The 19,088-nt window shown below is 63.2% G+C and carries 23 protein-coding genes; 5 read left to right on the top strand and 18 right to left on the bottom strand.

Translation table 11 applies throughout. The features are described from left to right. Positions 1 to 47: 47 nt before the first annotated feature. The 7 genes from J2T57_RS11390 to J2T57_RS11360 all read right to left on the bottom strand — a co-directional run bounded on the left by J2T57_RS11390 (position 48) and on the right by J2T57_RS11360 (position 6,253). Positions 48 to 497 carry a DUF4426 domain-containing protein gene (locus J2T57_RS11390; RefSeq protein WP_253478175.1) on the bottom strand — a complete coding sequence of 150 codons (450 nt, stop codon included), beginning with the start codon at positions 495 to 497 and terminating at the stop codon, positions 48 to 50. A 9-nt stretch (positions 498 to 506) separates the two neighbouring features. Then, positions 507 to 1,118: a methionine biosynthesis protein MetW gene (gene metW, locus J2T57_RS11385; protein ID WP_301289337.1), complete on the bottom strand. Its 612-nt coding sequence runs from the start codon at positions 1,116 to 1,118 to the stop codon at positions 507 to 509. Next, a complete protein-coding gene (gene metX, locus J2T57_RS11380; RefSeq protein ID WP_253478172.1) occupies positions 1,115 to 2,260 on the bottom strand; it encodes a homoserine O-succinyltransferase MetX in 1,146 nt (381 codons plus the stop codon). The genes metW and metX overlap by 4 nt, the downstream gene beginning before the upstream one ends. A gap of 345 nt (positions 2,261 to 2,605) precedes the next feature. Next, complete coding sequence (locus J2T57_RS11375) at positions 2,606 to 3,832, bottom strand: ATP-grasp domain-containing protein (protein ID WP_253478169.1); 1,227 nt, start codon at positions 3,830 to 3,832, stop codon at positions 2,606 to 2,608. A gap of 237 nt (positions 3,833 to 4,069) precedes the next feature. Further along, positions 4,070 to 4,645: a YggT family protein gene (locus tag J2T57_RS11370; RefSeq protein WP_253478166.1), complete on the bottom strand. Its 576-nt coding sequence runs from the start codon at positions 4,643 to 4,645 to the stop codon at positions 4,070 to 4,072. Continuing rightward, complete coding sequence (gene proC / locus J2T57_RS11365) at positions 4,646 to 5,473, bottom strand: pyrroline-5-carboxylate reductase (protein ID WP_253478163.1); 828 nt, start codon at positions 5,471 to 5,473, stop codon at positions 4,646 to 4,648. It lies immediately after the preceding gene. 90 nt (positions 5,474 to 5,563) lie between these two features. Further along, positions 5,564 to 6,253, bottom strand: coding sequence for a YggS family pyridoxal phosphate-dependent enzyme (locus J2T57_RS11360; protein ID WP_253478160.1), 690 nt, complete (start codon positions 6,251 to 6,253; stop codon positions 5,564 to 5,566). Positions 6,254 to 6,421: 168 nt separating this feature from the next. On the opposite strand from J2T57_RS11360, the gene J2T57_RS11355 reads away from it, so the two are divergent. Both J2T57_RS11355 and J2T57_RS11350 read left to right on the top strand, forming a co-directional pair. Then, positions 6,422 to 7,459, top strand: coding sequence for a type IV pilus twitching motility protein PilT (locus J2T57_RS11355; protein WP_253478157.1), 1,038 nt, complete (start codon positions 6,422 to 6,424; stop codon positions 7,457 to 7,459). A gap of 38 nt (positions 7,460 to 7,497) precedes the next feature. Further along, positions 7,498 to 8,631, top strand: coding sequence for a PilT/PilU family type 4a pilus ATPase (locus J2T57_RS11350; protein WP_253478154.1), 1,134 nt, complete (start codon positions 7,498 to 7,500; stop codon positions 8,629 to 8,631). Positions 8,632 to 8,652: 21 nt separating this feature from the next. Here J2T57_RS11350 and J2T57_RS11345 read toward each other — a convergent pair whose 3' ends face one another. Genes J2T57_RS11345 through J2T57_RS11335 form a run of 3 tightly spaced genes read right to left on the bottom strand, consistent with a single transcriptional unit; the run spans position 8,653 to position 10,714 of the window. Further along, entirely contained in the window at positions 8,653 to 9,324 is a 672-nt protein-coding gene (locus tag J2T57_RS11345) for a dimethylsulfonioproprionate lyase family protein (RefSeq protein WP_253478151.1), read from the bottom strand. Between the two features lie 15 nt (positions 9,325 to 9,339). After that, on the bottom strand, positions 9,340 to 10,245 hold the full coding sequence (locus J2T57_RS11340; protein WP_253478148.1) for a diguanylate cyclase domain-containing protein: 906 nt from the start codon (positions 10,243 to 10,245) through the stop codon (positions 9,340 to 9,342). A 4-nt stretch (positions 10,246 to 10,249) separates the two neighbouring features. Then, positions 10,250 to 10,714: an META domain-containing protein gene (locus J2T57_RS11335; RefSeq protein WP_253478145.1), complete on the bottom strand. Its 465-nt coding sequence runs from the start codon at positions 10,712 to 10,714 to the stop codon at positions 10,250 to 10,252. A 142-nt stretch (positions 10,715 to 10,856) separates the two neighbouring features. Here J2T57_RS11335 and J2T57_RS11330 point away from each other — a divergent pair, with 142 nt between their 5' ends. Genes J2T57_RS11330 through J2T57_RS11320 form a run of 3 tightly spaced genes read left to right on the top strand, consistent with a single transcriptional unit; the run spans position 10,857 to position 12,571 of the window. After that, positions 10,857 to 11,195, top strand: coding sequence for a hypothetical protein (locus tag J2T57_RS11330; RefSeq protein ID WP_253478141.1), 339 nt, complete (start codon positions 10,857 to 10,859; stop codon positions 11,193 to 11,195). A gap of 2 nt (positions 11,196 to 11,197) precedes the next feature. After that, complete coding sequence (locus tag J2T57_RS11325; protein ID WP_253478139.1) at positions 11,198 to 11,707, top strand: protease complex subunit PrcB family protein; 510 nt, start codon at positions 11,198 to 11,200, stop codon at positions 11,705 to 11,707. 30 nt (positions 11,708 to 11,737) lie between these two features. Continuing rightward, positions 11,738 to 12,571 (top strand): fumarylacetoacetate hydrolase family protein, encoded by an 834-nt coding sequence (locus J2T57_RS11320; protein WP_253478136.1) that lies wholly within the window; start codon positions 11,738 to 11,740, stop codon positions 12,569 to 12,571. 14 nt (positions 12,572 to 12,585) lie between these two features. Here the strand turns inward: J2T57_RS11320 and J2T57_RS11315 are convergent, their stop codons facing one another. The 8 genes from J2T57_RS11315 to gshB all read right to left on the bottom strand — a co-directional run bounded on the left by J2T57_RS11315 (position 12,586) and on the right by gshB (position 19,018). After that, on the bottom strand, positions 12,586 to 13,284 hold the full coding sequence (locus J2T57_RS11315) for a ferredoxin reductase domain-containing protein (protein ID WP_253478133.1): 699 nt from the start codon (positions 13,282 to 13,284) through the stop codon (positions 12,586 to 12,588). After that, on the bottom strand, positions 13,281 to 14,579 hold the full coding sequence (locus J2T57_RS11310; protein WP_253478130.1) for a dihydroorotase: 1,299 nt from the start codon (positions 14,577 to 14,579) through the stop codon (positions 13,281 to 13,283). Before J2T57_RS11310 ends, J2T57_RS11315 begins: the two co-directional genes overlap by 4 nt. After that, a complete protein-coding gene (locus tag J2T57_RS11305) occupies positions 14,576 to 15,544 on the bottom strand; it encodes an aspartate carbamoyltransferase catalytic subunit (protein WP_253478127.1) in 969 nt (322 codons plus the stop codon). The genes J2T57_RS11310 and J2T57_RS11305 overlap by 4 nt, the downstream gene beginning before the upstream one ends. Continuing rightward, entirely contained in the window at positions 15,541 to 16,047 is a 507-nt protein-coding gene (gene pyrR / locus J2T57_RS11300; RefSeq protein ID WP_253478124.1) for a bifunctional pyr operon transcriptional regulator/uracil phosphoribosyltransferase PyrR, read from the bottom strand. The genes J2T57_RS11305 and pyrR overlap by 4 nt, the downstream gene beginning before the upstream one ends. Further along, positions 16,044 to 16,472 (bottom strand): Holliday junction resolvase RuvX, encoded by a 429-nt coding sequence (gene ruvX, locus J2T57_RS11295; protein ID WP_253478121.1) that lies wholly within the window; start codon positions 16,470 to 16,472, stop codon positions 16,044 to 16,046. The genes pyrR and ruvX overlap by 4 nt, the downstream gene beginning before the upstream one ends. Then, a complete protein-coding gene (locus tag J2T57_RS11290; RefSeq protein ID WP_253478118.1) occupies positions 16,469 to 17,032 on the bottom strand; it encodes a YqgE/AlgH family protein in 564 nt (187 codons plus the stop codon). Before J2T57_RS11290 ends, ruvX begins: the two co-directional genes overlap by 4 nt. A 3-nt stretch (positions 17,033 to 17,035) precedes the next feature. After that, positions 17,036 to 17,941 carry an energy transducer TonB gene (locus J2T57_RS11285; protein WP_253478116.1) on the bottom strand — a complete coding sequence of 302 codons (906 nt, stop codon included), beginning with the start codon at positions 17,939 to 17,941 and terminating at the stop codon, positions 17,036 to 17,038. A gap of 123 nt (positions 17,942 to 18,064) precedes the next feature. Further along, the gene (gene gshB / locus J2T57_RS11280) at positions 18,065 to 19,018 is read right to left on the bottom strand and encodes a glutathione synthase (protein ID WP_253478113.1); all 954 of its coding nucleotides are present in this window, start codon (positions 19,016 to 19,018) and stop codon (positions 18,065 to 18,067) included. Positions 19,019 to 19,088: the final 70 nt, after the last annotated feature.

Here is a 19,088-nt window from a genome sequence, read left to right as displayed (position 1 = left end):
TCATCCCGGCATTTCAGCAGCCCGGCACCGTTCGACGCAAGCCGGCATCAGTCGATGTAGAAAGTCTCTTCGAAGTTGATTTCGTAAACGTCGTCGTGCATCTGCGGCCGCACATTCAGGTCGAAGCGCAGCTTTTTCTCGTCTTCGATACGCACAATGGCGATGTGGGAAATCCGTCCCCCGGTGTCGATTCGACGGAAGCTCAGCTCCAGCGACTCGTCATTCTCGGTGCGCGCATGCCCGCGAACGGTAGCCCGCACCGGAGTCCCGTCATCCAGCACGGATACCAGGATAAGCCCCTGAACCTGGCTCTGGGGGATATTGTAGTTCTGCGCCACCTGCTCCGGCAGCCGGGTCGTGGGCATAGCGCTGTAGTTGATCTCGAATTTGCCGTGTTGCTCGGCGCCGGAGCCGGTGGCACCGAGCCCTCCCGGTATCGCCAGTGCGAGTATTAGCAGGGGGGTCAGGGCAGGCAAGGACAATCGGGCAAGCTGCATGTGAATCTCCTACCGTTTCAGCTTCTCGAAACGATAGAGTGCCACCGAGGCGAACAAGTTCGGCATCAATCGCGCCGTCAGGCTCTCCTGGAAATAGGCGGTGGTCACGCTCCGCTGCAGGATTCCGATCTGCCGCTCTGCGCAAAGCGCCTCGAAGTCCCGAACGGTGCACAGGTGAATGTTCGGCGTGTCGTACCAGGCATGGGGCAGGGCGCTGCTCATGGGCATGCGGCCATGCAGGGCGAGATGAAGACGAAGCCGCCAGTGAGCGAAGTTGGGAAAGGTCACGATTCCCTGGCGGCCCACTCTAAGCATTTCTTCCAGGAGCCGGTCCGGGTAGTGCACGGCCTGCAGCGTCTGGGTCATCACCACGTAGTCGAACGAGTCAGGATCGAAATCCTGCAGTCCCTCGTCCAGGTCGGTGTGGATGACGTTGATACCGTTTTGTACGCAACGCAGGATGTTGCTCTGGTCGATTTCCAGCCCGTAGCCGGTGACTTGCCGTGTATCCTGCAAATAGCCGAGCAAACGCCCGTCACCACAGCCGAGATCGAGCACCCTCGAACCCGGCTTGATCCAGTCGCTGATCATCCTGAATTCCGGACTCAGATCCTGGCTCATGCGCCTACCTCCCGGCCGACCCGGTCCATGTACGCGGAGAAGATGCCCAGGTACTCGGGTACTGGCATCAGGAAGGCATCATGGCCATGATGCGCCACGATGTCCGCATAGCTCACGGATTTGTCGGTATCCAGCAGCGCCTTGACGATTTCCCGGGAACGGCTCGGGGGGAAGCGCCAGTCACTGGTGAACGACAGCACCAGGAAACCTGCCTTGACGCCGGCCAGCGCCCGGGACAGGTCGTCGTCGAAATTCGCTGCCGGGTCGAAGTAGTCCAGCGCCTTGGTCATCAGCAGATACGTTGTGGCGTCGAAACGGTCGACGAATGATTGCCCCTGATGTCGCAGGTAGCTCTCGACCTGGAATTCCACTTCATAGTTGAAGTTGATCTTGCCCTCGCGCAGCTCGCGGCCGAACTTGGCCCGCATGGCATCATCCGAGAGGTAGGTGATATGGCCGATCATGCGTGCCAGGGCCAGCCCGCGACGCGGTATCACGCCTTCGTCGGCATAGTGGCCTTCGTGGAACTCCGGGTCGGTGAGAATGGCCTGTCGTGCGACCTCGTTGAAGGCAATGTTCTGGGCCGAGAGTTTCGGCGCGCCGGCGATGACCACGGCATGGGCGATGCGATCGGGGTAGTCGATGGCCCATTGCATGGCCTGCATGCCGCCGAGGCTGCCGCCAATCACGGCTGCCCAGCGCTGAATACCCAGGGCGTCTGCCAACCTGGCCTGGCTGCGCACCCAGTCCCTGACCGTGACAATCGGGAAGGCGGCGCCGTAGGGTCGGCCGGTGAGGGGGTTGGTCGATAACGGGCCGGTGGAACCGTGGCAACCCCCCAGATTATTCGAACAGACGACGAAAAACCGGTTGGTGTCGATGGGCTTGCCTGGCCCGATGCAGGCTTCCCACCAACCGGGTTTGTGGGCGCCGGCATGGTATCCGGCCGCATGGTGACTGCCGGACAGTGCATGGGCGACGAGAATGGCGTTGGAGCGATCCTCGTTCAACGTGCCATAGCTCTCGTAAACCAGATCGAATTCCGGGAGCGACTGGCCGCAGTCCAATTCCAGCGGCTGGTCGAAATGCTGCTGCCGCGGTGTCACGAGGCCCACGGAATCGGCAGGAAAGTCCTGACTCATGGTGTGTTTTTTGCCAGTCCGGTGCGTTTGGAAAGCGCCAAGTCTACTGTCGGGGGTGGTGGGCGGCAACAACGACGCCCCTCCATGGTGCTGTGTGCACTGAGTGGGGGCGCCGGGTGCACTGCTCTGGAGCCGAAACACCTGGCGATTCCGGGGTCACTGCCGCAAGTCGCTGTTTTGGCGGGATGCAGGCTATTGGCACGTTGTCTGCAAAAGCACGATTGGCTACGCGCCAAATGGACTAGACTTCTCCTCTATCGTACGGACACGCTTACACCCCGCAGCGCGGGGTGTTTTTTATGGTGATGTATGCACGTCCCTGTGCACAGCCTGCGTGTGGCCAGGTCAGACGTAGAAGTCCAGCTCTTCCTGGTGCTTGAGCAGATCCCGGATCTTGTGGGGTTCGTCACCGAAGAAATAAATGAGCCCCCAGTGCGTGCCGAAGGCGGTACGCTTGGTGACGGTTTCCTCTAGTGGCGCTGTCAACTCGTGATACTCGAAGTAGGGGTGATTCTCCGTTTCTTCCGGAATTTCCAGCTTGCTGACCACCCGACGCCGTGGGTAGACGCCGAAACAGCCGGCGTGGCCCTTGGCATCCACCACCTCTTTCGGGAAGAAAGCGTCGATTTCCTCCTTGGTGGTCTTGGGGTCGAATGCCAGCACCATGCCCTGGTAGGCATTGAAGCCATAGGCCCGCTCGAGCAGTTCGAACACCTTGAAACCCGGCGGCCGGTACGCCACTTCGCCGAAGTACATGGTGCCGTCGCTGGTCACGAAGTATTCCGGGTGTATGAACCCGAACTCGATATCGAAAGTCTTGATCAGCTTTTCGATTTCCTTGGTGATCAGCGGCCGCCAGCTTTCCAGCTCCGGTGTGGCAGGCACGAATACCGAGTAACCCAGCGTCACGTATTCGGAGATGTTCAGGAACTTGATCTCGCCATCGTGAACCCAGGCCTCTACAGCGAACTCCCAGCCGTCCAGATGGCTTTCCATCAGCACGGGGAATTCCTCGTCGGGTATCAGGTCCACCTCGTCCGGGGAACGGATGACCCGATGTCCCAGGCAGCCGGCCTTGTCAAAGGCCTTGAGGTGGATGGGGTCGTTCGGGTCGCCGTCCAGCTTCAGCAGGGTCTGGTTGACGCGCTTCAGGAAGCGGACCACGTCGCTCTTGTCGTGGGCCTCCTCGAAGATACCAACCCGGATGCCGCCGAGCTGTGCCCGCCGCTTCATCAGGGCCTTGTCACGGAACAGCACCGCCTGGCCGTGCAGGCGGGGGTTGTTCATGAGCACCGCATTGATGGCACCGGCCCATTCCACGGTTTCCTCGAACAGCGGAATCGCCACATCCACGCCCTCTTCCTTGAGTCGCTCGGCGATTTCCATGGAGCGGTCGTTCAGCCGTTCGAAGTTCCAGGGAATGTAGGGAATATTGTGCTGCTGGCAGTATTCCTCGGCCCATTCGGGCGCTACCACGATGTAGCGACGATCGAACCGGTCCACGGCCTCGATGGCGCCGAGACTCCAACCCAACAGGGCCACGTAGCCTTTATCCGGATTCTTCTCCGTCATTGGCGACCTCCTGACTGCTTTCAGATGTATGGGCCGTAGGGACAAGCCGGGATGATGCCGACGGGTCCGAAGGCGGCGTTGCCGGCCTCGCCTGCACGGATTGGGCAGGGCGGCCGGTGATGAGGCAGGCAGGTCCGCGTGGTGCCTGCCAGGGGGCGCGGCCATGCCGCCGCGCATTGATGGTTGTTACCCCAAGAACCGGTAAGGATAACATATCGGGGCCGAGGGCCCGGATAGTCAGGCCATCATCCGCGCCACATCGAGGAAGATCGGCCGTAACAGCATCTTCAGGAACATGATGCCGAAAATCACGATCATGGGGCTGAAGTCCAGACCGCCGGCGGAGGGGATGACCCGACGCAAGGGGGTCAGCAGTGGGTCGGTGAGGCTGTCGAGTATGCTGATCGCGGGATGGTGCGCGCCGGGATTCACCCAGCTCAAGACGATGCGAATGATGGTGGCGAACAGGAATACGTTCAGCAGCAGGTTCACCAGCTCCCAGGCCGACAGCGCCAGCAGCGCACCGGCGCCGGGCACACGCCCCTGAATGGAAAAAACCAGCCAAAGGGCGGCGAATTGCAGCAGCACCATCAACACAATGGAGGCAGTATCGATGCGCCCCGCACTGGGGATGACCCGACGCATTGGCCGCAGCACCGGGTGGGTGATCTTCACCAGCACCTGCGAAATCGGGTTATAGAAGTCTGCGCGGAACCACTGCAGCAGGAAGCGCAACATGATCGCCAGGATGTACAACCCGACCAGGGTGTTGATCAGGAAGGCCATCGGATCACCCAGATAATTGCCCGTCATTTACTGCGCTCCCAGTTCATCGCCCAACTCGGCCGCCCGTTCGGCGGCGGCCCGCACCGCTTGCTCGATCAGCGCCCGCAGGTCGCCATCTTCCAGGGTATTGATCGCCCGCTCCGTTGTGCCGCCGGGGGAGGTCACACGGCGCCGCAGGGTGTGTGGGTCATCTTCACTTTCCAGCGCCATCTTGGCGGCACCGAGTGCGGTTTGCAGCACCAGTAGGCGCGCCGTCTCCCGGGGTAGCCCGACCCGACTGCCGGCGTCCTCAAGCGCCTCCATGAGCAGAAAGAAGTAGGCTGGTCCGCTGCCGGAGACCGCCGTGACCGCATCCAGCAGGGCTTCGGTGTCCAGCCACTGGACCAGACCAACCGCCCGCATCAGGCTTTCTGCAAGGTCGCGCTGCTGGTCGCTGACCAGGTTGTTGGCAAACAGGCCGGTGGCCCCGGTCTGCACCAGCGACGGGGTATTCGGCATGGTACGAACGATGGGTACCTCTGCGCCGATCCAGCGCCGCAGATCGGGCTCACGGATGCCAGCGGCGATGCTGATCACCACCGCGCCACTGCGTTGCAGCCCCTCACCGAGTTCGGAGGCCACCTGGCGCATGACCTGGGGTTTCACGGCCAGCACCACCGCATTGGCTCCCTCGATGGCTGCGAGATTGTCCTGGCCGGTGGTTACGCCAAAGCGCTGCGCCAGAGAACGGCACTGCTCTTCGCTGGGGTCCGAAACCCGTATGGCGTCGGCGCGAAAGCCGTCGGCGATCAGCCCGCCGATCAGGCTGCGGGCCATATTGCCACCGCCGATGAAGGTGATAGTCCGGTTGTCCATGCTGCTCGGGCTCCTACAGCGCTTGTCAGGGGGCATCCAATCAGCCCGCAGTTTACTCACCTTGCCCAGCGCAATGCCACGCCGGTGGCCTTACACCTGGTCGCGTGCGCCGAAGATGTCGGTGCCGATGCGCACCAGCGTGGCGCCCTCGGCGACAGCCGCCTCCAGATCGCCGGACATGCCCATGGACAGGGTGTCCAGCGCCAGCCCATCGGCCTGCAGCGTCTCCTGCAGTTCGCGCAAGCGCCGGAAGGGCGCGCGCTGGGCGTCCAGGCCGTCTGCCGGCGCCGGCAGGCACATCAGGCCCCGCAAACGCAGTCTGGGGAGTTCGGACACGGCATGGGCCAGGTCGGCAAGCGCCTCGGGGGCAATGCCGGACTTGCTGTCCTCGCCGCTCACATTGACCTGCAGACAGATGTTGAGTGGAGAGGCGTCCTGCGGCCGTTGATCATTCAGCCGCCGCGCGATCTTCAGGCGGTCCACACTGTGAACCCAGTCAAAGTGCGTCGCCACGGATTTTGTTTTATTCGATTGCAGCGGGCCAATGAAATGCCACTCGATTGGCTGATCCGCCAGGGCTTGCAACTTGGCCTGCGCGTCCTGCCAGTAATTCTCGCCGAATGCGGTCTGACCGGCTGCAAGCGCCTCGGCCACCGCTTGCGCGGGTTTGGTCTTGCTGACGGCGAGGAGGTGGACGGAATCGGGCTCCCGGCCCCAACGCCTTTCCGCATCGCGCAGGCGTTGGCGAACGGTATCAAGACGCTCGGTGATGGTGGGCATGCTGCAGTGGTCCTCCGGGAAATGTGGCCTGTGTCCCAATTGCGCTCGAGTCGGGGTGACAATAGCACGGGCCTTACTTAATGTTGGACGCTGAATCCCGGGGACAGGGTGCCCTGCGCGACGCGTGGGCCGTGGGCTGATTCAAACAAGATAACGTAGGGGAACTTCATGGATATTGCCGATCTGCTGGCCTTTGGCGTCAAGAACAACGCCTCCGACCTGCACCTCTCGGCCGGGCTGCCGCCCATGATTCGTGTTGACGGCGATGTGCGTCGGATCAACCTGCCGGCCATGGAGCACAAGGAAGTGCACTCGCTGATCTACGACATCATGAACGACAAGCAGCGCAAGGATTACGAAGAATTCTACGAGACCGATTTCTCCTTCGAAATCCCCAATCTGGCGCGCTTCCGTGTCAACGCCTTCAATCATAACCGGGGCGCCGGTGCGGTTTTCCGGACCATTCCTTCCAATGTGCTGACGCTGGAAGAGTTGCAGGCGCCGGAGGCTTTCAAGGAAATTTCCGATAATCCCCGTGGCCTGGTTCTGGTCACCGGTCCTACCGGGTCGGGCAAGTCCACCACCCTGGCGGCGATGGTCAACTACAAGAACGAGAAGTACCACGAGCATATCCTGACCATCGAAGACCCCATCGAATTCGTGCACGAATCGAAGAAGTCCCTGGTCAACCAGCGTGAGGTGCACCGTGACACCCTGGGCTTCGCCGAAGCGCTGCGTTCGGCGCTGCGTGAAGATCCGGACGTGGTGCTGGTGGGTGAAATGCGCGATCTGGAAACCATCCGCCTTGCATTGACCGCCGCCGAGACCGGTCACCTGGTGTTCGGCACGCTGCACACCAGTTCCGCCGCCAAGACCATCGACCGGATCATCGACGTGTTCCCGGCGGCCGAAAAATCCATGGTGCGGTCCATGCTTTCCGAATCGCTGCGGGCGGTTATCTCCCAGACCCTGCTCAAGAAGATCGGTGGCGGTCGCGTGGCGGCCCACGAGATCATGATCGGCACGCCCGCCATCCGTAACCTCATCCGCGAGGACAAGGTGGCGCAGATGTACTCCTCCATCCAGACCGGGCAGGCCCTGGGCATGCAGACGCTGGATCAGTGCCTGCAGCAGCTGGTGCGCAAGGGGCTGATCAGCAAGCAGGACGCCAAGCTCAAGGCAACCAACCGAGATCTCTTCAACTAGGCTGACGTCAGTAGAGCCGATCCTCCGGGAGCAAGACAATGGATTTCAACGCGCTGCTCGAGTTCATGGTGAACAAGAAGGCCTCGGATCTGTTCATCACGGCGGGCACGCCGCCGAGCATGAAGATCGCAGGCCGCGTCACTCCGGTGACCAAGACCAAGCTCAGTCCGGACCAGGCCCGCCAGATCGTACTCTCCATCATGTCGCCGCGGCAGAAGGAGGAGTTCGAGGACACCCGGGAGTGCAACTTCGCTATCAGCGCGACGGGGGTGGGGCGCTTTCGCGTCAGCGCCTTCTACCAGCGCAACCACGCGGGCATGGTGCTGCGTCGTATCGAGACCCATATCCCGAAAATCGAGGAGCTGGGGTTGCCCAGCACCTTGCGGGAAATCTCCATGACCAAGCGGGGCCTGATCATCTTCGTGGGCGCCACCGGTACGGGTAAATCCACCTCGCTGGCCTCGATGATCGGCTACCGCAACCACAACAGCACCGGTCATATCATCACCATCGAAGACCCCATCGAGTTCATTCACCAGCACGCGGGCTGCATTGTCACCCAGCGCGAGGTGGGGCTGGATACCGAGTCCTTCGAGGTGGCCCTGAAGAACACCCTGCGACAGGCACCGGACGTCATCCTGATTGGTGAGATCCGGACTCGCGAGACCATGGATTACGCCATTGCCTTCGCCGAAACCGGCCATCTTTGCCTGGCCACCCTGCACGCCAACAATGCCAACCAGGCCATGGACCGCATCATCAACTTCTTCCCGCCCGAGCGGCACAATCAGCTGTTCATGGACCTGTCGCTGAACCTGAAGGCGGTGATTGCCCAGCAGCTCATCCCCACGCCGGATGGCAGTGGTCGGGTGCCCGCCGTGGAGCTCATGATCGGTACGCCGCTGGTGCAGGACAAGATCCGCAACGGCGAGGTGCACGAGCTGAAAGAGATCATGAAGCGTTCCGGCGAGCAGGGGATGATGACCTTCGACCAGCACCTCTACAAGCTCTACCGCCAGGGCCTGATCACCTACGACGACGCCATCCGCTACGCCGACTCCGCCAACGAGGTGCGGCTTCAGGCCAAGCTCGGCGCCGACGACCGCGAGGACCGCTATCAGGCCGCCGCCGACGATATGTCGTTGCTGCTGGAGGAAGACGGGCGGGACTGATTCTCCCGTCTCCACGGAGACTCAGGCGGTACCGGGTCGCCTTGCCGCAGGCGCGGTGAAGCGCATATCCACCGTTGTCAGGCGCTCGGGTGTGCCAACCCAGGCATAGGCAAGCAGGCAGGGCTCCAGTTGTCCCGTGGTGATCCGGTGCTCGTGGCCGGCCTTGTTGAGAATGAGGGAGCCGGGGGCGTAGGTGGCGAAGTCGTTTTCCGACCAGGTGCCGGCCACCGAGACATAACTCTCTTCGATGTCCCTATGGCTGTGCTGCGGATAGGTGGTGTTGGGCGCGAACAGGACGAAGCCGAGGATCAGGTTGTCGGCCTGGATCGGACCCCTTGGGCCCAGAATTTCCGTGTAGGCGTAGCGTTTTGCCAACTTCGGCGGGATCTTGCTGTAGCCGTATTCCCAGGCAATGCCACCACAAACCCGTTCGAAGGCCTTGCTCAGCCGCCAGAGGTCATTGTCCGCGCCCAGATCGAACGCCCGCCCCAGGTGCTCGACCACGGGTTTCGTCTCGACGGGGCGTTCGATAAAAGCGGGGTTGGCGTCAATGATCGCCGACAAGCGGTCCCGCACCCGTTTGCGGTGCGAACGGATCGGCTTGCTGCCCCCGGCAGAGCCGTTGCGATAGAGGCTATCGAACTCGCGCAGCAGATAAACCCAGTTGGGGAAATCAAACAGTGATGCTGTCATGTCCGCCTTGTCGGTCTATTCGGTGAAGCAGATCCGGTTGCGACCGGCACGCTTGGCGGCATACATGGCTGCATCGGACCGGTTGATCAGGTGCTCCACGGTGGTGGCGTCCCTGGGGAACAGGCTGACGCCGACACTGACGGAGATGGGCGTCGGCACGTTGTTAACCAGCAGTGGCTGATCAAATCCCGCGAGTATGGCGCCAGCGACGACCCGGGCATCATCGTGAGACGTCACATCTTCCAGCAGGATAATGAACTCGTCGCCACCCAGGCGAGCCACGGTGTCCATTTCGCGGACGTTCTGGCGCAAACGCTCTGCCATCTCCCGCAGGACATGGTCGCCGAACAGGTGTCCATGTTCATCGTTGATCCGCTTGAAGCGGTCCAGGTCGACGAACAGCAGCGCCAGTTGCGTGTTATTGCGTCGCGCCCGGGATACGGCATTCTCCAGCCGCTCCTGCAGGGCGTTGCGGTTCGGCAGCCCGGTCAGGGCATCGTGGTTCACCAGGTATTCGATACGCTGCTGGTGGTTCTTGAAGTTGCCGAGATCGTTGAAGAAGTCCACGTAGTGAGTGATGGCCCCGTCCGGGTCACGGAGCCCTGTGATGGTGAGCATGGCCGGGAAAATCTCGCCGTTCTTGCGCCGTCGCCAGATTTCCCCTTCCCAGACGCCGTCTCGCTGGATGCATGCCTCGATATGCTTGTAGAAGCCGGGGTCGTGGTGTCCGCTGCGCAGGACGCGAAAGTTGTTGCCACGCATCTCGTCGAGGCTGTAGCCAGTCAAGCGGGTGAAGGCGTCGTTGACCCACAGCACCCGGATGGCGGCATCGCTGATGGTCACGGCCTCGATGGTTCGCTGCAGGATGCGCTCCGCCAGTCCCGTCGGCAGGGTTGCAGGCAATGGCGGTTCACTGGTCACGATTTCACGAGTCCCCGGAGCGGCGATGGGTTGCCTCGAACCGCAAGCGGTCCCCGCGGCTGGTCTCCAGGATCATCTCCCGGCCCTCGATGGTGTAGGTCGCCTCTCCTTCAAGAAACTCCGGGAAGACGCGCTCGAGCATATCGATGTTGGAGGCCAGATGGCCGCAGCGACCCTGCACCAGCACCATGTCGCGCAGCGCAAAGGTGCTATCGGTAACGTCCTCATAGCGCCCGCGCCAGGTGTTGCAGTCCAGTCGGCCGGTGGCTTCGCCGTTGCCGGTCAGGTTCATGCTGAAGGGTTCAAGCCCGATCAGCCGCGTCTGGTTCGAGTTGGTGAGCTTGAAGTCGCGCAGTTGCCAGTTGCCGGCAAGCTCCGCGTCAGCCTGGGGTGTCGCCGCACAGGCGCCGAGCAGCAGGGAGCAGGCGGCAATAGCGGTCGCCAGCGTTTTCGCAGGTGCTTTCAGCATCGTGTCTGTCCTCTGATCCGGAGTGCCATGGTCTCGGACCATGCGAGCGGCGTTCCATTCCCCGATCGTGGAACGCGGGCTGCGGACCGGGTTATTCTCTGCCATCTTGTCCTGCAGTTATAACCCATGGGGAGGAAATGTCGTGCCTGGCAAGACGGAGGTACTACGTCAACTGTGCAGACCGGTCATCGGGCTGGCCTTGCTCGCCGCAGGCAGCATGATTCTCGCCACTGTGCTGCTGGGGCAGGCCACTGCCACCACCGGTGTGATCGTCAGTGTGGCTTCCATTCTTGCCGGCGTGGCGCTGCTGGCGTCACTGGTATGCGTTGCCGAGTTCTTCCTGGCCGCGCAGGCCTGGTATCGCTGGTCGTCCGGTGCAGGCAAGCGCTGCGAAGGTTGCGACTGGCCCATTTCGCCCTCCATGGTGATTCGCGAGCGCTGTATCAATCCCGGCCACGAACACCATGGCCCTGCAAAATGAGAATGCAACGGTTGTGGCGCCTGTTCGCTGGCCCGGTACTGGTGACTCTCGCCGGTGGTTGCACCCTGGGTGGGGATATGACGAACAGTAAGGTGCCGGTTGAGGTGCTGCAGTCCTCTGCCCATTGCGAGACCACTGAAGCCGGGTATGCCTTGCGGCTCGCCGTTGACCAGGCAGGTTTCAACGATCTTGCCCGGGTGGCGCGTACCGGTGGTAGCACGACTGTCTTGACCGAGGGGCAGGATGTCGGTGTGCTGGTTGCCATGGGCGAACGCCCGACCGGCGGCTATGCCCTTGAATTGGCCGCTGACGAGGCCGTGGTGGAGGGGGCTGTGGCGACGCTGGTGGTGACGGTGATGGAGCCGGGCCCCCATGACATGGTCACCATGGCCCTGACCACGCCGTGCCTGTTGTTGCGCGTTTTGGGCGACAACTTCGATACCGTGCGTGCTGTTGATGCGGCGGGTAATGAACTGGCCCGGCGGTCTGTTCCCCGGCACGGCGGCAACTGAGACAGACCAGGAATCGGGAGTTCGACAAACATGCGAATCGTGACCGTGCGCGTTGATGGCGCTGAGCGTTGGGGTGTACTGGATGACAACAACCGGGTGCGGCTTGGTGTCGGATCCCTGATCGACGCTCTGGGCGACGATGGGGCACTGCCGGCGCCAACGGACGAGACCGTTGCCCTGGATACCGTGACCCTGCTCGCCCCCATCCCCGAGCCTCGGCGCAACGTCATGTGTCTGGGGCTGAACTACGCGGATCATGCAGCGGAGGCCTCCCGCGCCAGCGGCAAGGAGACCAGGCTTCCCGAGCACCCCGTCGTCTTTACCAAGGCGACGACCGCGGTCACCGGGCCCGGTTCGGAAATCCTGCTGGAACCCGACGTTACTGAACAACTCGACTGGGAGGCGGAACTTGCATTCGTGATAGGTCGCGGTGGCCGGCACATTCAAAGGGAGCATGCGCTGGATCACGTTTTTGGCTACACCATTGTCAACGACCTCTCGGCCCGGGACATCCAGTTCCGGCACAAGCAGTTCTTTCTCGGCAAGAGCCTTGAGGGTGCCTGCCCCATGGGGCCGTGGATCACCACCGCCGACGCCATCGCCGACCCGCAGACCCTGGATATTCGCTGTCGGGTCAACGGCGAGCTGAAACAGCATTCGAATACGTCGAACATGCTCTTCGGCGTGGCCGAGATCATTGCGGTGCTGTCGGGCATCATGCGGCTGTTACCAGGTGATGTGATCGCAACCGGCACGCCTGACGGTGTGGGCTTCGCTCGTAACCCTCCCGAGTACTTGCGGGCGGGCGATGAAGTTGAATGCGAAATCGCGGGCCTGGGTGTGTTGCGCAATCGATTCGTCTGACGCGCCCCGGCACGCTATCCGATGATCGGCGGCAGGGTATGGGCATCGATGGCGCCGACCTGTGCCCGCAGCCCCTCACGACAAGCCGCCACGGTGGCCTCCGTGCCCAGCACAGTCACCGTGGTCTCCCAACGCCATTCAGCCGTCTGCCCCGCCAGATAGGCCAACAGCAAATCCATGCAGGTGCCTGGGTGACAGCCGGGCAGCCCGTCGGGATGGGCGATCCGACTGGCAATACCGGCCTCCTCCAGCGGCGTGGCACCGGCGATGACGCCTGGGGGGGCAGCATGCACCACGAAGCGCGACGGGCCCATGCGAATCGCTGGTGTACCTGTCAAGCCAAGCACGCACAGATGAAGCTCAAGACCGGGATCCCGGGCGGCAAGCAGGGTGGCGGGCAACCCGACATCGTCCGCCAGCAGGATGCGCCGCCTGCCGTGTTCCACCGGGAAGATCCCTTCACCGAACGGCCCCTCCAGCGAACAGGGGGTTCCGTAGGCCGTGGGGCCGACGGCGATTGCCAGTTCCCCTGGCAGCACGAAGGCCAACCAGCCTTCTCCGGTGGAGTAGTCCATGGTGGCGAGGCTGAACGGCTGGTCGTTCAGTGTCAGCCGGAACCACTGGCCCGGCCTGATTTCGGTGGCGTCGGCCGCCTCGACCTGCAGGAGTCTCGCGCCACCTGGCAGGGTGACGCTGCCCACCAGTCGCGTCATGCGCTCTCGTCGAGTTCCGGCGACGGGTGCAGCACGCGGCCTTCCAGCAAGGTCCAGCGCACTCGGCCGGTCAGCTCCCAGCCGAGGAATGGGCTATTGCGTCCACGGCTCGCCATGCTCTCCGACGTCAGCCACCAGGGCTCCTCCGGATCCAGCAGGCAGAGATCGGCGGAGCGACCCTCGGTGATCCGGCCCCGGGGCACGCCAAGCACATCGGCTGCATCGCAGGTCACGCGGGCCAGGGCCGAACGCAAGTCCATCACCTTGTCCTCCACCAGCCGCAGTGTCAGTGCCAGCAGTGTGTCGATGCCGGAAATGCCGGGCTCCGAGGCCAGCAGGGTGCCGGCCTTGGCATCCGGATCATGGGGTTGATGATCGGAGCAGATCGCCTGGATCGTACCGCTCGCCACGGCTTCACGCAGAGCCGCGCGATCGCCGTCGTTGCGCAGTGGTGGCAGTACATGGCACAGCGGATTGAATCCGCTGACGTCCATATCGCTGAGAAAGAGATGATGCATTGCCACGTCGGCGCTGACCGGCAACCCGCTCTGACGTGCCCGGGCAAGCATGGTCATGCCCCGGGCGGAGGACAGACGGGCAAAGTGGGTGCGGGTGCCGGTTTCCTCTACCAGCGCCAGGTAACGGGCCAGCGCGGCGGTCTCGGCGGCGACCGGAATGCCCGGGACGCCCATGCGGGTGGAGACCCAACCCTCGTGCATCCAGGAACCATCGGTGAGGTCCGGATCCTGGGGCGTGAGGATGACGGTGAGGTCATGGGTAGCTGCGTACTCAAGGGCTCGGCGCAAAACCAGGGTGTTGGTGACGGGGCGACCGCCGTCACTCACGGCGACACAGCCGGCGGCTTTCAGGGCAGCCATTTCAGAGAGTTGTCGACCTTCCAGGCCGCGGGTCAGTGCGCCGATGGGCATGACGCGGGTCATTCGGGTCTGCCGGGCGCGACGGGTAATCAGTTCCACCACGGCAGTGGTGTCGGTGACCGGGTCCGTCGCTGGCGACGGACACAGGCAGGTAACGCCGGCCCGGGCGGCGGCGGTCACCTCGCTGGCAATGGTGGCCTTGTGTTCCTCCCCTGGCTCGCGCAGGTGAGTGCCCAGGTCAATGAGTCCGGGGATCACCAGCAGCCCGGTGGCGTCGATGACCTGGTCGGCCACGAAGCCATCCGGTGTAGCGCCGATGCCGACAAAGCGCTTCTCGGCGATGCAGAGGTCGGTGACGGCGTCCAGACCACTCGCTGGATCCACCACCCGACCACCCTTGATGTGGATGCGCTTCATGTCGGCTCCCCCACCACCGAGCGCCCTTCCAGGCACATGGACATCACAGCCATGCGCGTGGCGATGCCGTTGGTCACCTGGTTGAGGATCACCGATTGTGGGCCGTCGGCCACCGAGGATTCGATCTCCACCCCGCGATTGATGGGGCCGGGGTGCATGACAATCGCTTCGGGATGGGCCAGTGCCAGGCGTGCCCGGGTGATGCCGTAGAGCTGGTAGTACTCGTGCTCGCTGGGCAGCAGTGCGCCTTGCATGCGTTCCTTCTGCAGCCTCAGGCTCATCACCACATCGGCGTCGCGCAGCCCCGCGTCGATGTCGTGATAGACGTGAACACCCAGGTTTTCCACGTCTTTTGGCAGCAGGGTGCGCGGCGCGATCACGCGAACTTCGCCGGCGCCCAGGGCATTGAGTGCATGGATCTGGGAGCGGGCCACCCGGGAGTGGGCAATATCGCCGACGATGGCGACCCGCAAGGGTTCGAAGTCGCCCTTGTGGCGGCGGATCGTATACATGTCCAGCATGGCCTGGGTCGGATGGGCATGACGCCCGTCGCCGGCGTTCACGACACTGACATGGGGTGCCACGTGTTCGGCGATGAAGTGGGCGGTGCCGCTGTCCGCATGGCGCACCACGAACATGTCGCACTGCATGGCCTGCAGGTTCTGCAGGGTATCCAGCAGACTCTCGCCCTTGCTGGTGGCCGAGGTGGCCAGGTTGATGTTGAGTACGTCCGCCGACAGGCGCTTGGCCGCCAGTTCGAAGGTGGTACGGGTGCGGGTGCTGGGTTCGAAGAACAGATTGATAACGGTGCGGCCGCGCAGAAGCGGCACTTTCTTGACCGATTTCTCGATGACCTCCGAGAACGAGGCAGCGGTGCCCAGAATCTGTTCAAGCAGGTCCCGGCTCAGGCCTTCGGTGGTGAGGAAGTGGCGCAGTCGGCCTGCCTCATCGAGCTGGATGTTCATGTCTGCTCCTCGACCACCAGTTCCAGCGGATCAGGCCCCCGCAGCTTGATCTGGCGCCCGGGTGGCAGTGCCAGGCGCTCACCAACCGCGTCCGGCGCAATGGGCAACTCGCGTCCGCCCCGGTCGATCAAGGTGGCCAGCACGATGCTCGCCGGCCGCCCGTAGTCGAAGATCTCGTTCATGGCCGCACGAATCGTGCGACCGCTGAAGATCACGTCATCCACCAGGATCACGCAGCGATCCTCCACCGGTACCGGAAGATAGGAGGGCTTGACCTGCGGGTTCAGGCGGCGGCTCGAGAAGTCATCCCGGTAGAAGGCGATGTCCAGTGTGCCCAGCGGCTCTGTCAGTTCAAGGCGGCGGTGCAGATCTGCCGCGATCCAGGCGCCGCCGGTGTGGATGCCCACCATCAGGGGTGAGGTCTCACCGCGCTCCGAGAGCAGCGTGCGTAATGAAGTGGTCAGGTGATCCAGCAAGGGTGCAATCGGAGGGGCATGGCTCATGAGGCGTCCGCCGCTAACCAGGTTTCCAGGATGACAGCCGCGGCCATCATATCAATCGCACCCGGGTCGTCGCGAGTGCGCCGTTGACCAAGCTCGGCAAGACGCTGTTCCGCCTCCACCGAACTCAGGTGTTCATTGACCTCGTGGACCGGCAGGCCGAACCGACCGTGGAGTTGCCGGGCGAATCGCTGGGTGCGGGGAGCCAGGGCGCCAGGGCTGCCATCGTCATTGCAAGGCAGGCCTACCACCAGCGCGTCGGGGCGCCACTCGTCGATCAGCGCTGCGATCGACGGCCAGTCAACCTGGCCGGGGTTGCGGCACTGCAGTGTGCGCAAGGGTCGCGCAGTGCCGGTCAGGGTATCGCCGATAGCGATGCCGATGCGCTGTGTGCCGTAATCGAAACCCAGGCAGGTCGCCGGGCTCATGCGTGGCCGGCGTCGCTTGAGAGCAGGCGCAGATCAACGCCAAGCAGCGAGGCCGCCGCCTGCCAGCGCTCATCGTTGGACCGCTGGAAGATGATGGCCGGGTCAGCCGGCCCGCTCAGCCAGGCGTTCTGCGCCATCTCCTCCTCAAGCTGCCCCCCGCCCCAGCCTGCGTAACCCAGGGCCACCAGGTAATGTTCCGGACCCTCTCCGGCAGCAATGGCGGCGAGGATGTCCCGGGACGTACTGATGGCGATGTCGTCGGAGACCTGCAAGGACGATTCCCAGCTCAGTCGGGCGGAGTGCAGCACAAAGCCACGTTCCCGCTGTACGGGGCCTCCCAGGTAAACGGGCAGGGCGGCCGTGCCTGACTCGATGGGGTTCAGATCCATGTGCTGCAGCAACTCGCCCAGAGTGACCTCCGAGGGACGGTTGATCACGATCCCCAGAGCGCCATTGTCATTGTGCTCACAGATGTAGGTGACCGTGCGCTGGAAGTTCGGATCCTCAAGCGACGGCATGGCAATCAGGAAATGATTGGTCAGGGAATGAGGGATGCCCATGGTTCAGCGCATCTCCATGCCGCCGGTTCGGACAAATTCCCAGGTGCGCGTGATCACCAGGCGGTCCTTGCCCTCCAGCACCTCTTCGGGCACCGGTGCATAAGGGGCCGCCATGGCGACCACCCGCATGGCCGACTCATCCAGCAAGGCGTAATCGGAGCGTTCCAGCACGCGCACGTCCTCCACGGTTCCGTCCGGATACAGGGTCACTTCCAGAATCAGCCGGCCGGTCAGGCCTCGCCGCCGGGCCTCGTCGGGGTAATTGAGATTGCCGACGCGCTCGACCTTTTCGATCCAGCCGCGCATGTATGCCGCTGCTGCATGGGAGCGCGTGCGGGCATTGATGCGCTGCTTGCTGGGGTAGCGGGCATCCCAGTCGATGGTCTGGGTGGGGTCGGCGATATCCCGCGCAACCTGCTGCCGGGTCAGGTTGAGATCCACCATGCTCAGTTCGGTGACTTCGGCTTCAATTTCCTCGGGTAGGTCTTCGGGGTCTGGCAGGCGGGTCTGCGACTCCTCGGCGAGAATGGTCCTGACTGTGTCCGGTTCCGAGGGGCTTGGCGGCGTCGCCTCTTCCTGAACCAGATCGTCCATGTCGCGGGGGTCCGGAATCAGGGCGGCCTGCTCGCTGGGCCGTTGCGCTTCGTCAAGCGTGCCGCCCCCGTCCTGGTCATCCGGTGCGAGGAAGTCGTAGTCCTCGGGCCGCTCGTCCGTCGGGTTCTGGGCCAGGGTGATCTCGATGAGTGGTGGCAGTTCGCGATCGGGAATATTGGTGGCGAAGCCGATACCGAGAATCACCAGCGCATGGACGACGATGGACAGGAACAGGGTCATGCCGAAACGATCGCCGGAGCCGATGCGCGGCGCTCGGTCGGTCAAGCCGGTGGGATGCGTGTCCTTGGCGGCCATAGGGCGCTCTTCGCTACTCCGTCACTGGGCTCCGGATCGGATGCCTCGAAATGTTACGCAAATCAGTCGTCGGCGACCATCCACCATCGTGCCTGGACAATGGCTTCAGGTCAGTGCTCCAGTTCACTTTTCATCGAGCAGCTGCGACAGGCGATCGAGCAGATCCCCGGCAATGTCGAGTCCGTAGATCTTGTCGAGTTCGCGGACACAGGTGGGGCTGGTGACGTTGATCTCGGTGAGGTAGTCGCCGATGACGTCCAGTCCGACGAACCAGAGCCCGCGGCGACGCAGTTCCGGTGCCACCTGCTCGCAGATCCAGCGATCCCGATCGGTCAGCGGGACGCCCTCGCCACGACCGCCAGCGGCGAGGTTGCCGCGGGTCTCGCCGGCCAGCGGCACACGGGCCAGCGCGAAGTCCACTGGTTTGCCATCGATCACCAGGATGCGTTTGTCGCCGGCACTGATCTCCGGCAGATAGCGCTGCGCCATGATGGGCAGGCTGCCCGAGGCAGTCAGGGTGTCGATGATGACGCTGGTATTGGGGTCGCCTTGGGCCACCACGAAAATCGAGCGGCCACCCATGCCATCCAGGGGCTTGAGTACGGTCTTGCCCTGTTCCCTTATGAAGGCGCGCAGGCGGCCGGGATCGGTGTCAACCACCGTGGGAGCACAGCAGTGGGCAAACTGTGCGGTGAACAGCTTCTCGTTGGCGTCGCGCAGCGCCGATGGGCGGTTGACTACCAGGGTGCCAGCCTGCTCGGCGCGCTCCAGGATGTGGGTGGCATAGGTGAAGGCGGCGTCCACCGGCGGATCCTTCCGCATCAGAATGAGGTCCAGTGCGGCAAGTGGCGCATCTTCGGGTTCGCCGAGTGTGAACCAGTCGCTATTGTTGTCCCGCACTTCCAGAGGATGCTGACTCCCGCGGGCTTCGCCATCGACAAGGTACAGGTCGGCCAGCGTCATGTAGCGCACTGTCCAGCCACGTTTCTGGGCAGCAATCAGCATGGCCAGGGTCGTGTCCTTGTAGGGGGTGATCTCTGCGATGGGGTCCATGACGACCCCCAGTTTCAAGGTCATGGTCAGGTGACTCCGAGGCGGGGCCGAGCAAGGCCCGGCGTGTGCGTGGATGTTGCCAGACAGGTATGTT

This window comes from Natronocella acetinitrilica (assembly GCF_024170285.1).
GTDB classification, from domain to species: Bacteria; Pseudomonadota; Gammaproteobacteria; order Nitrococcales; family Aquisalimonadaceae; genus Natronocella; species Natronocella acetinitrilica.
Note: the sequence above shows the minus strand (reverse complement) of the source record. Positions and strands in the feature narration are given on the sequence as shown.

Excerpts from the sequence above, each read along its gene's own strand:
- J2T57_RS11285 (WP_253478116.1), bottom strand. The coding sequence starts at position 17,941 with ATGGCCGCCAAGGACACGCATCCCACCGGCTTGACCGACCGAGCGCCG.
- J2T57_RS11325 (WP_253478139.1), top strand. The coding sequence starts at position 11,198 with ATGCAACGGTTGTGGCGCCTGTTCGCTGGCCCGGTACTGGTGACTCTC.
- metW (WP_301289337.1), bottom strand. The coding sequence starts at position 1,118 with ATGAGCCAGGATCTGAGTCCGGAATTCAGGATGATCAGCGACTGGATC.
- pyrR (WP_253478124.1), bottom strand. The coding sequence starts at position 16,047 with ATGAGCCATGCCCCTCCGATTGCACCCTTGCTGGATCACCTGACCACT.
- J2T57_RS11310 (WP_253478130.1), bottom strand. The coding sequence starts at position 14,579 with ATGAAGCGCATCCACATCAAGGGTGGTCGGGTGGTGGATCCAGCGAGT.
- J2T57_RS11350 (WP_253478154.1), top strand. The coding sequence starts at position 7,498 with ATGGATTTCAACGCGCTGCTCGAGTTCATGGTGAACAAGAAGGCCTCG.
- J2T57_RS11390 (WP_253478175.1), bottom strand. The coding sequence starts at position 497 with ATGCAGCTTGCCCGATTGTCCTTGCCTGCCCTGACCCCCCTGCTAATA.
- J2T57_RS11320 (WP_253478136.1), top strand. The coding sequence starts at position 11,738 with ATGCGAATCGTGACCGTGCGCGTTGATGGCGCTGAGCGTTGGGGTGTA.
- J2T57_RS11290 (WP_253478118.1), bottom strand. The coding sequence starts at position 17,032 with ATGGGCATCCCTCATTCCCTGACCAATCATTTCCTGATTGCCATGCCG.
- J2T57_RS11335 (WP_253478145.1), bottom strand. The coding sequence starts at position 10,714 with ATGCTGAAAGCACCTGCGAAAACGCTGGCGACCGCTATTGCCGCCTGC.
- J2T57_RS11355 (WP_253478157.1), top strand. The coding sequence starts at position 6,422 with ATGGATATTGCCGATCTGCTGGCCTTTGGCGTCAAGAACAACGCCTCC.
- J2T57_RS11360 (WP_253478160.1), bottom strand. The coding sequence starts at position 6,253 with ATGCCCACCATCACCGAGCGTCTTGATACCGTTCGCCAACGCCTGCGC.
- J2T57_RS11315 (WP_253478133.1), bottom strand. The coding sequence starts at position 13,284 with ATGACGCGACTGGTGGGCAGCGTCACCCTGCCAGGTGGCGCGAGACTC.
- metX (WP_253478172.1), bottom strand. The coding sequence starts at position 2,260 with ATGAGTCAGGACTTTCCTGCCGATTCCGTGGGCCTCGTGACACCGCGG.
- J2T57_RS11375 (WP_253478169.1), bottom strand. The coding sequence starts at position 3,832 with ATGACGGAGAAGAATCCGGATAAAGGCTACGTGGCCCTGTTGGGTTGG.
- J2T57_RS11305 (WP_253478127.1), bottom strand. The coding sequence starts at position 15,544 with ATGAACATCCAGCTCGATGAGGCAGGCCGACTGCGCCACTTCCTCACC.
- ruvX (WP_253478121.1), bottom strand. The coding sequence starts at position 16,472 with ATGAGCCCGGCGACCTGCCTGGGTTTCGATTACGGCACACAGCGCATC.
- gshB (WP_253478113.1), bottom strand. The coding sequence starts at position 19,018 with ATGACCTTGAAACTGGGGGTCGTCATGGACCCCATCGCAGAGATCACC.
- J2T57_RS11345 (WP_253478151.1), bottom strand. The coding sequence starts at position 9,324 with ATGACAGCATCACTGTTTGATTTCCCCAACTGGGTTTATCTGCTGCGC.
- J2T57_RS11370 (WP_253478166.1), bottom strand. The coding sequence starts at position 4,645 with ATGACGGGCAATTATCTGGGTGATCCGATGGCCTTCCTGATCAACACC.
- proC (WP_253478163.1), bottom strand. The coding sequence starts at position 5,473 with ATGGACAACCGGACTATCACCTTCATCGGCGGTGGCAATATGGCCCGC.